Origin of the sequence: Streptomyces sp. NPDC001599, assembly GCF_042893535.1 — a bacterium.
Taxonomy (GTDB): Bacteria; Actinomycetota; Actinomycetes; order Streptomycetales; family Streptomycetaceae; genus Streptomyces.
Genome location: NZ_JBIAVA010000009.1, coordinates 15,147 through 28,586 on the forward strand (window position 1 = coordinate 15,147; position 13,440 = coordinate 28,586).

The following is a 13,440-nucleotide window of genomic DNA, read 5'->3' on the forward strand; positions in this document are numbered from 1 at the left end:
AGCCGGCGGAAGTTCTCAGCGGGAGGGGGGCGCCGGTGCGGGCGGGGGTGGCGGCGCGGTGCTGGAGCGGAGGATCAGCTCCGTGCCCAGCTCGATCCGTGGCGGGTCCGGACGTTCGCCGCGCGTACGGCCGAGCACTGTGCGCGCGGCCTCCCTGCCCATGTCGGCGAGCGGCTGGCGCACGGTCGTCAGGGGCGGGGACGACCAGCGGACCTCCGGAAGGTCGTCGAAGCCGACGACGCTCATGTCCTGCGGCACCCGCAGCCCCCGACGGCGCAGTGCCTCGATCGCGCCGAGCGCCATCTGGTCGCTGGCCGCGAAGACGGCCGTAGGCGGCTCGGGCAGGCCCAGCAGGGTGGCACAGGCCGCGAAGCCGGACTCGTGACGGAAGTCCCCGGGGACGACCAGCGACTCGTCCACGGCGAGACCGGCGTCCTCCAGGGCGGCGCGGTAGCCGTCGAGGCGGGCCCGCGAGCACAGCAGCCGCGGCGGACCGGCGATCAGCCCGATCCTGCGGTGTCCCAGCGCCAGCAGATGCTCGGTGGCCGCCCGGCCGCCCGACCGGTTGGCGGCGCCGACGGTGGGCACGTCCAGGGCGGGGGCGCCCGCCGGGTCGACGACCACCAGGGGCACGCCGAGGATCCGCAGCTCCTGGTGGAGCACGGGGTCCAGGGCGGAGGTGACGACCACGACGCCGTCGGAGGCCCGGGCCCGCAGATTGCGCATCCACTGGCGTGCGTCGCCCGAACGTCCGTGGATCGCGGAGACCACGGTGCCGACCCCGGCGGCGTGGGCCACCTCCTCGACCCCGCGAATGATCTCCACGGCCCAGGGGCTGTCCAGGTCGTTGAAGACCAGGTCGATCAGGGCGGCCCGGCGGCCCGGCGCCGTGGCGCGCTTGCGGTAACCGTGCCGGCGCAGCAGTTCCTCCACCCGGGCCCTGGTCCCGGGCGACACGTCCGAACGGCCGTTCACGACCCGGGAGACGGTCGGGACCGAGACGCCCGCGCGGCGGGCGATGTCCGTGATCGTTACCCTGCCCCGGTGGCCGGAGGCCGTTGCGGCCCGGGCCTCGTCTGCTGCCACTTCCCCCACCTCCGCCGACGCCGACCGCCAGACGTCCCGGAGTCTTCCGGAAACCGGGTGCTCGGGGGAAGGCGTTCCGGCCCCGGAAACCGGGCCGTTCACCATGTACGGGCGGGCAGACTACGCGGAGTGACCGGCCTCGGACACGTGTGGGGGCCGGTGCACAGCCGTGGCTGCGAGCCGGCCCCGTGATGCACCGGGCGCAGGGGACGCCCCCGCCCGGCCGGTGGTCAGGCGGCGGTCGTCAGGCCCGCGCCGACGGGACGGTGCGGGGCGATGACCTGACCGTCCGGCAGTAGCTCACCGGTGTCCTCGAAGAGGACGACACCGTTGCACAGCAGGCTCCACCCCTGCTCCGGGTGGTGCGCCACGAGACGGGCGGACTCCCGGTCGGCGGAGACGGCTGAGGGGCACGGTGGCTGGTGCTGACACATGAGTGGGGTCTCTCGGTCTGTGGTGATGGGTGAGTTCGCTGTGTTGTCTGTCCTGCGGCGTGAAGCCTCGTTCATGGCCGCCCCCCGTTGTCGAGTCGTTCGGAACCCAGTGTTGCCCCGCGGGCCTCGATCCGCAGGCATTTCGCAGCACCGCTTCTCACAGGTTGATGACGCATCACCCGCGCGGACGGTTCAGCTGAACTGCACTGTCACTTCGGATGGTTCGGCATGGCCGAATGGGGCTAGTCCGCGCGGGTGGGCGACGGGGCGACGGGGTGGTGAGCGGGGACAGGGCAGGTCAGGCGGGAGAACCCAGCAACCGCGTCGGCGTCAGCCGGTGCGTGAGGACCGGCAGCAGCTCGGCCACCCGGTGCGGCCGGTGCGCCGCGATGCCGGGCGGGGCCGGCGCCAGCGGCACCAGCAGATCGGTGGCCGCGGGGTGCCCCGCGGCGGCGTCGGCCGTGCAGTCGCCGTGCAGCCACAGCGTGAGCATGTACAGCTCGGGCACGGACAGGAGGCGCGGCTGGTACGACTGGGGCACCGACTCGGCCTGCCGCAGCGCGCGTTCCGTCGAGGCGACGTAGGGGCCCTCGAAGAAGTGCGAGAACGCCCAGCCGTCGGGGGTCAGCATCGTCTCCGCCGCCGCCACCGCCCGGTCGCCCAGCCGGATGTGGAACCGCCACCCGGCCAGCCGCGTCGCCGCCGCGCCCTCCGGCGTGACCCGGTCGAGGACGTGCACGGGAAGCGGCAGTTCGGGTGTGGCGGGTCCCTGGGCGCCGAGCAGGGCGGGGGTCCGGGCCTCGCGGACCGCGGTGGGCGAGGAGAGGGCGGTGAGGACGGAGCGCAGGGCGGGCGCGGGGGCCGGGGGGACACGCAGGGGCATGATGGGTCGCCTCTCATTCGAAGGCACGGTGGCGCGAGGGCGGAGCTGGGCGGACGACGCTGTCGGCTCACAGGGCTGGGAGAGGCAGGGGCCGGGTCCGGGAACCGGGAAGTGGGAGAGGCCTGCCGCGCGTCAGCTCGACGGCAGGATCCTGCGACCGTGGGCGCCGGTCCACTGCCTGTCCGCGGAGTTTATACGACATGTGTTCAGACTGTGTTTCGGCTAGCCGATTCCGGTAACCAGTACAAGGTTGCATTCGGCCGTCGACATGCGGTAATCCTCCGCATTTCGGACCGGGTGTACGGCGGTGACCTCGGGGAATGTTCACCGAGCGGTCGGCCAATTGTCGTCGGCGTTTTTCACGAGTTGTCGGCCCGGGAAACTGCTCGACGTGCCATGCCCGGTGAATGTGCCACCGGTCACACCGGCACAGCGTAGCGGCTGCCGGGCCGGTGCGGGGACGTTATCGATCGCTTCGGCTGGGCATCATCCCACCTGACCGGCCACCGGCCAGCGGCGGCCGGATCTTCCACTCATCGCTCCGAGAAGGGACTCTTCCATGGGGGAGAAGGTCGTGGCAGGTCAGTTCGACCTGTCCGATCGCCAGCGCTACCGCGAGAAGCTCCAGCGGTGCCTGACGGGCCTGGAGCGACTTCTGGCGGAGAAGCGGTTCGACCGCCCGAAGAACCTGATGGGGCTGGAGATCGAATTGAATCTCGTCGGTGCCGACGGGATGCCGAAAATGTTGAATGCGCAAGTCCTCGAGCGCATCGCGAGCCGTGACTTCCAGACGGAGCTCGCCATGTTCAACCTGGAAGTCAACATCGCCCCGCACCGCCTCGGCGGCCGGGTATTCGACCGCCTCGCCGAGGAGATCCGTACGTCTTTGGCATATGCGGACCGCAAGGCGGGCGAGGTCGACGCGGGAATCGCGATGATCGGAATTCTGCCGACGCTGGACCGGGACGACCTGGTCTCGTCCAATCTCTCCGCCGTCGACCGCTACGCTCTGCTCAACGAACAGATCGTGGCCGCCCGCGGAGAGGACTTCACCCTCGACATCGAGGGCGTCGAACGACTGACCTGCACCTCCAAGTCCATCGCACCCGAGGCCGCCTGCACCTCGGTGCAGCTCCACCTCCAGGTCACCCCGGACCGCTTCGCCGACGTGTGGAACGCGGCCCAGGCGGTGACCGCCGCCCAGATCGCCCTCGGCGCCAACGCACCCTTCCTCTTCGGGCGCGAACTGTGGCGCGAGTCGCGGCCCCCGCTCTTCCAGCAGTCCACCGACACCCGGCCGCCCGAACTGCAGGCGCAGGGCGTGCGGCCGCGCACCTGGTTCGGGGAGCGGTGGGTGACGTCGGCCTACGACCTCTTCGAGGAGAACCGGCGCTACTTCCCGGCGCTGCTGCCGATCTGCGACGACGAGGACCCGCTGGACGTCCTCGACGCGGGCGGCGTGCCCTCCCTGTCCGAACTCGTCCTGCACAACGGCACCGTCTACCGCTGGAACCGCCCCGTCTACGACATCGCCGACGGCGTCCCGCACCTGCGCGTCGAGAACCGCGTCCTGCCCGCCGGGCCCACCGTCACCGACGTCATCGCCAACGCGGCCTTCTACTACGGGGTCGTGCGCGCGCTCGCCGAGGAGCCCCGGCCGGTGTGGACCCGGCTGCCGTTCGAGGCCGCCGCCGCCAACTTCGAGGCCGCGTGCCGCCACGGCATCGACGCCCGCTTCGAGTGGCCCCGGCGCGGCCGCCTCGGCGGCACCACCGAGGTCGACGCCGCCGTCCTCGTACGCGACGAACTGCTGCCGCTCGCCGAGGCCGGTCTCGACGCGTGGGGGGTGGAGCCCGCCGACCGGGACCTCTACCTCGGCGTGATCGAGGAGCGGTGCCGGCGCCGGGTCAACGGCGCCTCGTGGCAGGCGGCCACGTTCCACCGGGCGCTGGAGGCCGGACTGTCCCGGGAGGCCGCGCTGGCCGCCACAACCCGCCGCTACGTCGAGCTGATGCGCGAGGGTGACCCGGTGCACCTGTGGCCGGTGGGCCTTCCGGAACCGGTGCCGCTCAGCTGACCGCCGCCCGACCCGCCCCCGCCGCGCGCCGCCCCATACTGATCGGGCAAGCTGTGACGTCCCAGCTGGAGGCAGGTGTGCATGGCGGAGGCGGGCCCGGTGGACGATGCGTTCCCTCAGAAGCGACTCGACGAGCAGTCCTTGACCGAGGAGCGGCTCACGCGGCGGATTCTGCGTGACGAGACGCTGCTCGTCCTCGCGCTGTCGCTCGGTGCGAGCGGCGTGTCCGCGCTCATCAGCTTCATCGGCTCGGTCACCCGGCCGGGTGGGCTCAAGGACCAGGCGGCCACCCTCAACGCCTCCGCGGCGCCCGGCCGCCCCTGGCTCGACCTGGCCTGGCAGCTCTTCGGGATCACCACGGCGCTCGTCCCGGTCGCCCTCGTCGCGCACTTCCTGCTGCGCGAGGGGCGCAGTCTGCGCACCCTCGGCTTCGACCGCACCCGTCCCTGGCCGGACCTGGGCCGCGGGGCCGCCGTCGCCGCGGTCATCGGCAGTACCGGCATCGCCTTCTACCTGGCCGCGCGCGGCCTCGGCTTCAATCTCACCGTGGTGCCCGAGGCCCTGCCCGACGTGTGGTGGAAGTACCCCGTCCTGATCCTCTCGGCGGTACAGAACTCCGTCCTGGAGGAGGTCGTCGTCGTCGGCTATCTGCTGCGCCGGCTCGACCAGCTCGGCTGGGGCGCGGGCGCCTCACTGGCGGCCAGTTCGGTGCTGCGCGGGTCGTACCACCTCTACCAGGGGATCGGCGGGTTCGTCGGCAACATGGTGATGGGCGTCGTGTTCGTCTACCTGTACCGCCGCTGGGGCCGCGTGGGCCCGCTGGTGGTGGCGCACTCACTGCTCGACATCGGGGCTTTCGTCGGCTATGGGCTGCTCGCCGGGAAGGTGGACTGGCTGCCGACGGCGTGACCGTCCGGGCCGGCGGCGCCGTGTGGTCAGGCCAGCAGTTCGCCGTCGATCACCGTCACCGCGTGCCCGCTCAGCAGCGTGCGCCCGCCGCGCAGTTGCGTGCGCACCCGGCCGGAGCGGGAGGACGCCTGGAGCCCGGTGAGGTCCGGGCGGCCGAGGCGCTCGGACCAGAAGGGGGCCAGGGCCGTGTGCGCGCTGCCGGTGACCGGGTCCTCGTCGATGCCGACCTTGGGGAAGAAGCAGCGGGAGACGTAGTCGTAACCGCGGGCCGGGTCCTCGGCGCGGGCGGTGGCGATGATGCCGCGCTCCGAGTGGGCGGCCAGTGCCTCGAGGTCCGGCGCCAGCGCGCGGACGGTCTTCTCGTCGGCGACCTCGACCAGCAGGTCCCCGATGTTCGGCCCGGTGTCCAGGACGGTACGGGGCTCGGCGCCCAGGGCCGCGGCGATGCCCGGCGGCACCTCGACCGGGGTGAGCGGCGCGGTCGGGAAGTCCAGGGTGAACGAGCCGTCCTCGCGGGGCGTCGCCGCCAGGACCCCGCTGCGGGTGGCGAACCGCACCGGCCCCTCGTGGGCCCCGGTGGTGTGCAGGACGTGCGCCGTGGCCAGCGTGGCGTGGCCGCACATCGCGACCTCGGTGACGGGAGTGAACCAGCGCAGCGCCCAGTCCGCCTCGCCGCCCGCGGGCAGGCGGTGGGCGAAGGCGGTTTCGGAGTGGTTGACCTCCAGGGCGACCCGCTGGAGCCGGTCGTCGTCCGGGAAGGCGTCGAGGAGCAGGACCCCGGCGGGGTTGCCGGCGAAGGGCCGGTCGGTGAAGGCGTCGACGATTCGGATGCGCATGGCCCGACGCTAGAGCCCGCACCGGACCGTGGACCAAGGCCAATCCCGGAGTGCTGGACCCTTTTCCCCGTGGGTTCGGCCTTCTCGTCTTCTCGTGGGTTCCCGGACTTTTCGCGGGCGTCGGCGCCGCGCGCGTGCGGTCAGCGGCGGATCAGGCCGAGGGAGGCGGCGGTGGCGACGGCGGCGGTGCGCGAGTCGACGTCGAGCTTGGCGTAGACGCGGGCCAGGTGGGATTTCACGGTGCCCTCGGTCAGGTGCAGCCGTTGGCCGACGGCCTGGTTGGACAGGCCGTCGGCGACCAGCGCCAGGACCTCCGTCTCGCGCCGGGTCAGGGTGGTGCCGGGGGTGCGCAGCCGGTTCATGAGCCGGTCGGCGACGGTGGGGGCCAGCGCGGTGCGTCCGGCGGCGGCGGTGCGCACGGCATCGGCCAGGTCCTCGGGCGGTGCGTCCTTGAGGAGGTAGCCGGTGGCTCCGGCCTCGATGGCGGGCAGGGTGTCGGCGTCGGAGTCGTACGTGGTGACGATCAGCACCCGCGGCGCCCCGGGGCGGGCGGCGATGGCGGCGGTGGCCTCGGCACCGTTCATCCCCTTGCCGAACTGCAGGTCCATCAGCACGACGTCGATGTCGCCCCGCGCGGCGCGCGTGACGGCCTCCTCGGCGGTGGCCGCCTCGGCCACCACCACCATGCCGGGTTCGGTCTCCAGTACGGCGCGCAGCCCGGCCCTGACCACGGGGTGGTCGTCGGCGAGGAGCAGGCGGACGGGGCTGTCGGTCACGGGTGGGCCTCGGGCTCGGTGGGCGGGGTGAGGGGCAGTCGGGCGGCCAGGGCGGTGCCGCGGCCGGGCGCGGACTCGACGGACAGGGTGCCGCCCAGGGCGTCCAGGCGGGCGCGCATGGCGGCCAGCCCGAAGCCGCCCGCCTCGGGGTCGGGCTGGGGCAGCTCGTCGGGGTCGAAGCCGCTGCCGTCGTCGACGACGTCCAGGGCGACGTGGTCGCCGAGGTGGCTGAGGGTGATCTCGGCCGTGCCCGCGTCGGCGTGGCGGACCGTGTTGGCCAGCGCGGACTGGGCGACGCGCAGGAGGGCGACCTCGTGGGCCGTCGGCAGCGGGGCCGGGGACCCGGAGAGGTGGAAGCGCGCGGTGATCCGGTGCCGGACGCGGGCCGTGGCGCACAGGCGCTCCAGGGCGTCGGCCAGCGTGGTGTCCTCCAGGGCGGGCGGGGTGAGGGCGGCGACGAAGCGGCGGGCCTCGGCGAGATTGTCCACGGCGGCCTGCCGGGCCGCGACGACGTGGCCGGTGGCGGCAGCGGGCCGCTCGGGCAGCGCGCGTTCGGCGGCGCGCAGCAGCAGCTGGATGCTGGACAGGCCCTGGGCGAGCGTGTCGTGGATCTCGCGGGCCAGCCGCTCGCGTTCCGCGAGCACACCGGCGGTGTGCTGGGCCCGGGCGAGGTCGGCGCGGGTGGCGGTCAGCTCCTCGATCAGCCGTCGGCGGCGCTCGCTCTCGCGGTAGAGGGCCTGATAGCCCCACACCACCGCGACGGCGACGGCGGCGCCCAGCGCGGGACCGATCACCATCGCCGGGCCGAAGGAGCCGGTGTGGGCGGCGAACCCGGCGACGGCCGCCACGGCGGTGGCGGTCACGGCGACCGGTCCGGCGCGGCGCGACAGCAGGTGGAGCTGGAGGAAGTACAGCGGGAAGGCGACCCAGACCGCTTCGGGCGACAGCGCCAGCAGCACCAGCCAGACGGCGCCCACCGCCGCCAGCCACCAGGCGGCGGCCCGGGGGACGAGACGCACCCGGGGCAGGAGCGGCCCGGCCGCGTACACCAGGCCGCAGGCCGCCGCGACGGCGACGATCGTTCCGGTGGGGGACCGGCCGTCCGTCACGGCCCGGGCGGCGACCAGGACGAGCAGCCCGACGACCAGCAGGTGCAGGCACCAGGACAGGGCCCGGGTGGTCGGGGTCGGGGCGGGAGCGGAAACGTTCACAGTGCTCCCAGGCTACGAAAGGCCGGCCCCGGGAGCCTCCATCGAAAGTTACAACCCGCGTGCCGCCTTCCGGCCCGGGAAGTGACCCCCTGCGCCGGACGCGCGTGCGGGGGGCCGGCGGCGACGGTTGGGGCCGTACCGCTGCCACCGTCGGAAAGGACAGGCCGAGGCCGTGTTCGTCGCCTGGAGAGACCTCAAGTTCGCCAAAGGGCGCTTCGCCCTGATGGGGACCGTCATCGTGCTGATCACCCTCTTGGTCGGGCTGCTGTCCGGACTCACGGCCGGACTGGGGCGGCAGAACACCTCCGCCATCACGGACCTGCCCGCCGACCGGATCGCCTTCCGGGCTCCCGGCGGGGGAGGGGACCTGTCGTACGCCGACTCCACGGTCACCGAGCGGCAGTGGCGGCAGTGGTCCGAGGCACCCGGGGTCGAGGACGCCGAACCGCTCGGCATCACCACCACCAAGGCCACCGCGGGGGACCGGAGCGCCGGTGTCTCCGCCTTCGGCGTACGGCCCGGCTCCCGCCTCGCCCCCGCCGGCGGGATCGACGACGGTGCGGCGGTGCTGTCCACCACGGCCGCCGACGACCTCGGGGTGCGGCGCGGCGACTCCTTCGCCCTGGCCGGGCAGCGGCTGAGGGTGGCCGCGGTGCGCGGCGACGCCTTCTTCAGCCACACCCCGGTCGTCTGGACCAGCCTGGACGTGTGGCGGAAGGCCGCGCCTCCCACCGGCGACGAGGGCGTCTCCGGCGGTGGGAGCGACGACGGCGCCTCGGGCGGGGGGAGCGACGGCGGCGCCTCCGGGGGTGGGCGCGATGACGGCGCCTCCGGGGGTGGGCGCGATGACGGCGCCTCCGGGGGTGGGAGCGACGGCGGCGCCACCGCCACCGTCATCGCGCTGAGCACCACCTCGGAGGCCGACGTGGCGGCCCTGGACGAGAAGGCCGGCACCACGACCGTCGCCACCACCGACTCGCTGTCCGCGATCGGCTCCTACACCTCGGAGAACGGCTCCCTGCAGCTGATGCGCGGCTTCCTGTTCGCCATCTCCGCGCTCGTCGTCGGCGCCTTCTTCACCGTGTGGACCATTCAGCGCAGCGGTGACGTCGCCGTCCTCAAGGCGCTCGGTGCCTCCACCGGCGGTCTCCTCAGGGACGCCCTCGGCCAGGCCGTCGTCCTGCTGGTCGGCGGCACCCTGCTCGGCACCGGCGGCGCCGCCGCCCTGGGAGCCCTCGCCGCGGACTCGTCCGTGCCGTTCCTCCTCACTCCCGCGACCGTCCTCCTCCCGGCCGCCGTGATGGTCCTCCTCGGCGCGCTCGGAGCCGCCCTGTCCATCCGCCGGATCACCTCCGTCGACCCGCTGACCGCCCTGGGGAGCGCCCGATGAGCCTGCGCCTGACCGACGTCACCCTCACCTACCCCGACGGCGGGGAGCGCCTGACCGCGCTCGACCGGGTCAGCCTGGAGGTCCCCAGGGGCAGCCTGACCGCCGTGGTCGGTCCCTCCGGCTCCGGCAAGTCCAGTCTGCTGGCCGTCGCCGCCACGCTCATCACGCCCGACGCCGGGACCGTCACCGTCGACGGCACCCCCACCACCGGTCTGAGCCGCGGCGAGCTGACCGCGCTGCGCCGCCACCGGATCGGCATCGTCTTCCAGCAGCCCAATCTGCTGCCTTCGCTCACCGCCGTCGAACAACTTCAGGTCATGGCCCAGATCGACGGCCGCAGGCCGCGCGCCGCCCGGGGCCGGGCGATGGAGCTCCTCGACGCGGTCGGGCTGGCCGGACAGGCGGGCCGCCGTCCCCACCAGCTCTCCGGCGGCCAGCGCCAGCGCGTCGCCCTCGCCCGGGCCCTGATGAACGAACCCACCGTCCTCCTGGTCGACGAACCCACGAGCGCCCTCGACCACGAGCGCGGCGCCGCCGTCATCGCACTGATCACCCGCCTCACCCACCAGCGGGCGAGCGCCACCGTTCTGGTCACCCACGACCGCACCCACCTCACGGCCGCCGACCGGATCGCCGAGGTGCACGACGGCCGCCTCCGCCTGCCGGCACCCGGCAGCAGCTGATGGCCGGCACCGGACCCGGGGACGCGGGGCCTTGTCATGCGACAGGTTCCGATATATCGTTGAGGCATCGCGACAGATCAACGACTGAGTGGAGTGATGGCGATGCACAACCACGGATACGAGCGTGGACACGGCGGACACGGCCCCGGCCACGGAGAGGGCGGCCCCTTCGGACCCTTCGGCCGAGGCGGCTTCGACGGCCGGCGTGCGGCATTCGGCCCCTTCGGCCCGGGCGGTCCCGGCGGCGGCCCCGGCGGTCCCTTCGGGCCCGGCTTCGGTCACGGGGGCCCCTGGGGCGGCCGAGGACGTGGCGGGCCCAGGGGAAGGGCACGGCGAGGCGATGTACGCGCCTCGATCCTGGCCCTCCTGAAGGACCGGCCGATGCACGGCTACGAGATGATCCAGGAGATCGCCGAGCGCAGCGGCGGGGCGTGGAAGCCCAGCCCCGGTTCGGTGTACCCCACCCTCCAGCTGCTGGAGGACGAGGGGCTGATCGCCAGCGAGAGCGAGGGCGGCAAGAAGCTCTTCGCGCTCACCGAGGCGGGCCGCACCGCGGCCGAGGAAGGTCCGGAGGCACCCTGGGAGGAGGCCTCGCGAGGCGTCGACTGGGAGGCTCTCAACGACATCCGGCAGGCCGGTTTCGGACTGATGGAGGCCTTCGGCCAGGTCTGGAAGACCGGCAGCAAGGAGCAGCGGGAGAAGGCGCTCGCCGTCATCGGCGACGCCCGCAAGAAGCTGTACCTGATCCTCGCCGACGAGGACTGACACGGGCGAGCACCGGTGCGGACGAGGACGGAGGTGCCCCGCGGAGCGGATCCGCGGGGCACCTTCGCGTGCGGGAGTGGCCGGCCGGGCGTTCGGGGGGCGTTCAGTCGACGCGCCGTATCACCGCCGCGTCGAAGACGTCCCACGCGCGCGGGAAGGCACTCTCGTCGTGGCAGTGCCACGCTTCCCAGAACAGGTCGGCGAGCAGCGCCTCCGCGGGGGCGTCCACCCGGTACACGTACTGCCTGCCGTCGACGGCGGGCAGCGCCACGAGCCAGCACCTGCTCCTCATGCCCCTGTTCGACCCGCGAGGGCACGTTTCGGTTGCCCCGGAGGGCGCGCGGCAAGGCGGCGCGCGCCCGGTGGGCCGAAACGGCCTGATCTCATCCGCAAGGAGGAGATCCGTCCGGGCGGGTCCACTCCGCGTGGGACGGCGAAATGCTCCCCTTCGGGGATGACCGGGCTCCGTGGGACTGATGAGCTGGGGATGTGCAACCCCGTATCCCCCGGCAGTCGGCCGGCGAGCAAGGCGGCCGGTGGCCGGACGGCACCGACCTCGAGGACCGGTTCGGCGCGGAACTGGCCTCGGCGGTCTCCGGCGCCCGCCGCCGGGCGGTGCGGGACGGGGACCGGCAGATCGACACGGCCCATCTGCTGCATTCGCTGCTCGAGTGCGACGCGGACTCCCGTGAGCTGCTCGGGGACGGGCCGCGGGTCGTGCGCGTCCTCGGCTACCTCGTGCAGCGCAGCATCGGCTACGGCCTGCGCTGGCAGAGCTCCGTCGAGGACTCCGGCGCCGTACCCGTCGTGACCGGAGCCGCCGGGTTCTCCCCGCCCGCCGCGGCGGCCATGGAGGACGCGTGCGCACGGGCGGCCCGGCGCGGGGCGGCCCGGGCCGGTGGCCCGGACCTGCTCGCCGCCCTGGTCGCGGACCCGCGGACGCGCGCCGCCGAGGTGCTGGCCCGCGCCGCCGTCGAGTCGCACACCGTGCTCGCCCGAGTGGAGAGCCACTTCGAGCCGACGCCCTGAGCCGGCCCTCGTCCCGCCCGTCCCTGCCGCGTGCCGCCCTCGTCCCGCCCGTGTCCCGCCCTCGTCCCGCCCGTGTCCCGCCCTCGTCCCGCCCGTGTCCCGCCCTCGTCCCGCCCGTGTCCCGCCCTCGTTCCTCCCGAGCGTGCGCCCCTGCGCCTTCCAGTCGGTGAGACAGGTGTCATCGGGGGTGACGGTCATGTCGACCCCTGTCATCATGTGCCGGTGCATACGACTGACAGCGCCCGCGGCAGCCGCGGCAAGGGCACCGGGCTCGGCCTGGCACTGGTCTCCGCGTTCGCCTTCGGAGGTTCCGGAGTCGCGGCCAAACCGCTGATCGAGGCCGGACTCGATCCGCTCCACGTGGTCTGGCTGCGCGTCGCGGGCGCGGCCCTGGTGATGCTGCCGCTCGCCGTGCGCCACCGCGCCCTGCTGCGCCGCCGCCCCGCACTGGTCGCCGGGTACGGACTGTTCGCCGTGGCCGGTGTGCAGGCCTGCTACTTCGCCGCCATCTCGCGCATCCCCGTCGGCGTCGCGCTGCTGGTCGAGTACCTGGCGCCCGCCCTGGTCCTCGGCTGGGTGCGGTTCGTGCAGCGGCGGCCGGTCACGCGGGCCGCCGCGCTCGGCGTGGTCCTGGCGGTCGGCGGACTCGCCTGCGTGGTCGAGGTCTGGTCGGGCCTGGGCTTCGACGCCCTCGGACTGCTGCTCGCCCTCGGCGCCGCCTGCTGCCAGGTCGGCTACTTCGTCCTGTCCGACCAGGGCAGCGACGCCGGGGACGAGGCGCCCGACCCGCTCGGCGTCATCGCCTACGGCCTGCTCGTCGGGGCCGCCGTGCTCACCGTCGTGGCCCGGCCCTGGTCGATGGACTGGTCCGTCCTCGCCGGCACGGCACCCATGGACGGCACGCCCGTCGCCGCCGCCCTGCTGCTGGCCTGGGTCGTGCTCATCGCCACGGTGCTCGCCTACGTCACCGGAATCGTGGCCGTACGCAGGCTGTCGCCGCAGGTCGCCGGAGTCGTGGCGTGCCTGGAAGCGGTCATCGCGACCGTCCTGGCGTGGGTGCTGCTGGGCGAGCACCTCTCCGCCCCGCAGGTCGTCGGCGGCGTCGTGGTGCTGGCGGGCGCCTTCATCGCCCAGTCCTCGACCCCGGCGAAGGGCTCCGCGGACCCGGTGGCCGGTGGCGGTCCCGAAAGGGAGTTGTCGAGCCGGGGAACGTCGACCTAGGGTGCGAATCATGCATTCCGACGCACTCGTCCTCCCGCCTCCGGCCGCCTGAGGCGGGCCCTGTAGCGAGCCCGGCGCGCTGTCGCCGGGCCGGACGGTGCTGCCCGCAGACGAAAGTCCTCGCGCCCCGGTCGTTCCGG

General features: G+C 73.8%; 14 protein-coding genes. 7 read left to right on the forward strand and 7 right to left on the reverse strand.

Going from position 1 to position 13,440, the window contains the following annotated elements; translation table 11 throughout:
* Positions 1–15 precede the first annotated feature (15 nt).
* The 3 genes from ACFYZ3_RS22730 to ACFYZ3_RS22740 form a co-directional block, all read right to left on the reverse strand.
* Entirely contained in the window at positions 16–1,086 is a 1,071-nt protein-coding gene (locus ACFYZ3_RS22730) for a LacI family DNA-binding transcriptional regulator (RefSeq protein WP_388520636.1), read from the reverse strand.
* Between the two features lie 230 nt (positions 1,087–1,316).
* Entirely contained in the window at positions 1,317–1,520 is a 204-nt protein-coding gene (locus ACFYZ3_RS22735) for a DUF5999 family protein (protein WP_030401952.1), read from the reverse strand.
* 298 nt (positions 1,521–1,818) lie between these two features.
* Complete coding sequence (locus ACFYZ3_RS22740; protein WP_388520639.1) at positions 1,819–2,403, reverse strand: hypothetical protein; 585 nt, start codon at positions 2,401–2,403, stop codon at positions 1,819–1,821.
* 559 nt (positions 2,404–2,962) lie between these two features.
* Between ACFYZ3_RS22740 and ACFYZ3_RS22745 the strand changes: the two genes are divergently transcribed.
* Both ACFYZ3_RS22745 and ACFYZ3_RS22750 read left to right on the forward strand, forming a co-directional pair.
* Entirely contained in the window at positions 2,963–4,480 is a 1,518-nt protein-coding gene (locus ACFYZ3_RS22745) for a glutamate--cysteine ligase (RefSeq protein ID WP_361006119.1), read from the forward strand.
* Positions 4,481–4,561: 81 nt separating this feature from the next.
* The gene (locus tag ACFYZ3_RS22750; protein WP_388520642.1) at positions 4,562–5,389 is read left to right on the forward strand and encodes a CPBP family intramembrane glutamic endopeptidase; all 828 of its coding nucleotides are present in this window, start codon (positions 4,562–4,564) and stop codon (positions 5,387–5,389) included.
* 26 nt (positions 5,390–5,415) lie between these two features.
* On the opposite strand, the gene ACFYZ3_RS22755 is transcribed toward ACFYZ3_RS22750, so the two are convergent.
* The 3 genes from ACFYZ3_RS22755 to ACFYZ3_RS22765 all read right to left on the reverse strand — a co-directional run bounded on the left by ACFYZ3_RS22755 (position 5,416) and on the right by ACFYZ3_RS22765 (position 8,212).
* A complete protein-coding gene (locus tag ACFYZ3_RS22755) occupies positions 5,416–6,225 on the reverse strand; it encodes a PhzF family phenazine biosynthesis protein (RefSeq protein WP_388520645.1) in 810 nt (269 codons plus the stop codon).
* Between the two features lie 140 nt (positions 6,226–6,365).
* Complete coding sequence (locus ACFYZ3_RS22760) at positions 6,366–7,001, reverse strand: response regulator (protein WP_388520648.1); 636 nt, start codon at positions 6,999–7,001, stop codon at positions 6,366–6,368.
* The gene (locus tag ACFYZ3_RS22765) at positions 6,998–8,212 is read right to left on the reverse strand and encodes a sensor histidine kinase (RefSeq protein WP_388520651.1); all 1,215 of its coding nucleotides are present in this window, start codon (positions 8,210–8,212) and stop codon (positions 6,998–7,000) included. The genes ACFYZ3_RS22760 and ACFYZ3_RS22765 overlap by 4 nt, the downstream gene beginning before the upstream one ends.
* A gap of 172 nt (positions 8,213–8,384) precedes the next feature.
* Here ACFYZ3_RS22765 and ACFYZ3_RS22770 point away from each other — a divergent pair, with 172 nt between their 5' ends.
* The 3 genes from ACFYZ3_RS22770 to ACFYZ3_RS22780 all read left to right on the forward strand — a co-directional run bounded on the left by ACFYZ3_RS22770 (position 8,385) and on the right by ACFYZ3_RS22780 (position 11,050).
* Positions 8,385–9,602: an FtsX-like permease family protein gene (locus tag ACFYZ3_RS22770; protein ID WP_388520653.1), complete on the forward strand. Its 1,218-nt coding sequence runs from the start codon at positions 8,385–8,387 to the stop codon at positions 9,600–9,602.
* A complete protein-coding gene (locus ACFYZ3_RS22775; RefSeq protein ID WP_388520656.1) occupies positions 9,599–10,285 on the forward strand; it encodes an ABC transporter ATP-binding protein in 687 nt (228 codons plus the stop codon). Before ACFYZ3_RS22770 ends, ACFYZ3_RS22775 begins: the two co-directional genes overlap by 4 nt.
* 102 nt (positions 10,286–10,387) lie before the next feature.
* On the forward strand, positions 10,388–11,050 hold the full coding sequence (locus ACFYZ3_RS22780) for a PadR family transcriptional regulator (protein ID WP_388520659.1): 663 nt from the start codon (positions 10,388–10,390) through the stop codon (positions 11,048–11,050).
* Between the two features lie 103 nt (positions 11,051–11,153).
* On the opposite strand, the gene ACFYZ3_RS22785 is transcribed toward ACFYZ3_RS22780, so the two are convergent.
* Entirely contained in the window at positions 11,154–11,342 is a 189-nt protein-coding gene (locus ACFYZ3_RS22785) for a hypothetical protein (RefSeq protein ID WP_162467732.1), read from the reverse strand.
* Between the two features lie 197 nt (positions 11,343–11,539).
* Here ACFYZ3_RS22785 and ACFYZ3_RS22790 point away from each other — a divergent pair, with 197 nt between their 5' ends.
* Together ACFYZ3_RS22790 and ACFYZ3_RS22795 are read left to right on the forward strand one after the other, a co-directional pair.
* Positions 11,540–12,079, forward strand: a complete 540-nt coding sequence (locus ACFYZ3_RS22790; RefSeq protein ID WP_388520662.1) for a Clp protease N-terminal domain-containing protein — start codon at positions 11,540–11,542, stop codon at positions 12,077–12,079.
* Between the two features lie 216 nt (positions 12,080–12,295).
* Positions 12,296–13,300 (forward strand): DMT family transporter, encoded by a 1,005-nt coding sequence (locus ACFYZ3_RS22795; RefSeq protein WP_388520665.1) that lies wholly within the window; start codon positions 12,296–12,298, stop codon positions 13,298–13,300.
* Positions 13,301–13,440: the final 140 nt, after the last annotated feature.

Bases quoted from the DNA above. Each gene is read 5' to 3' on its own strand.
- ACFYZ3_RS22735 (WP_030401952.1), bottom strand. From the start codon at position 1,520: ATGTGTCAGCACCAGCCACCGTGCCCCTCAGCCGTCTCCGCCGACCGG.
- ACFYZ3_RS22740 (WP_388520639.1), bottom strand. From the start codon at position 2,403: ATGCCCCTGCGTGTCCCCCCGGCCCCCGCGCCCGCCCTGCGCTCCGTC.
- ACFYZ3_RS22745 (WP_361006119.1), top strand. From the start codon at position 2,963: ATGGGGGAGAAGGTCGTGGCAGGTCAGTTCGACCTGTCCGATCGCCAG.
- ACFYZ3_RS22750 (WP_388520642.1), top strand. From the start codon at position 4,562: ATGGCGGAGGCGGGCCCGGTGGACGATGCGTTCCCTCAGAAGCGACTC.
- ACFYZ3_RS22755 (WP_388520645.1), bottom strand. From the start codon at position 6,225: ATGCGCATCCGAATCGTCGACGCCTTCACCGACCGGCCCTTCGCCGGC.
- ACFYZ3_RS22775 (WP_388520656.1), top strand. From the start codon at position 9,599: ATGAGCCTGCGCCTGACCGACGTCACCCTCACCTACCCCGACGGCGGG.
- ACFYZ3_RS22780 (WP_388520659.1), top strand. From the start codon at position 10,388: ATGCACAACCACGGATACGAGCGTGGACACGGCGGACACGGCCCCGGC.
- ACFYZ3_RS22785 (WP_162467732.1), bottom strand. From the start codon at position 11,342: ATGAGGAGCAGGTGCTGGCTCGTGGCGCTGCCCGCCGTCGACGGCAGG.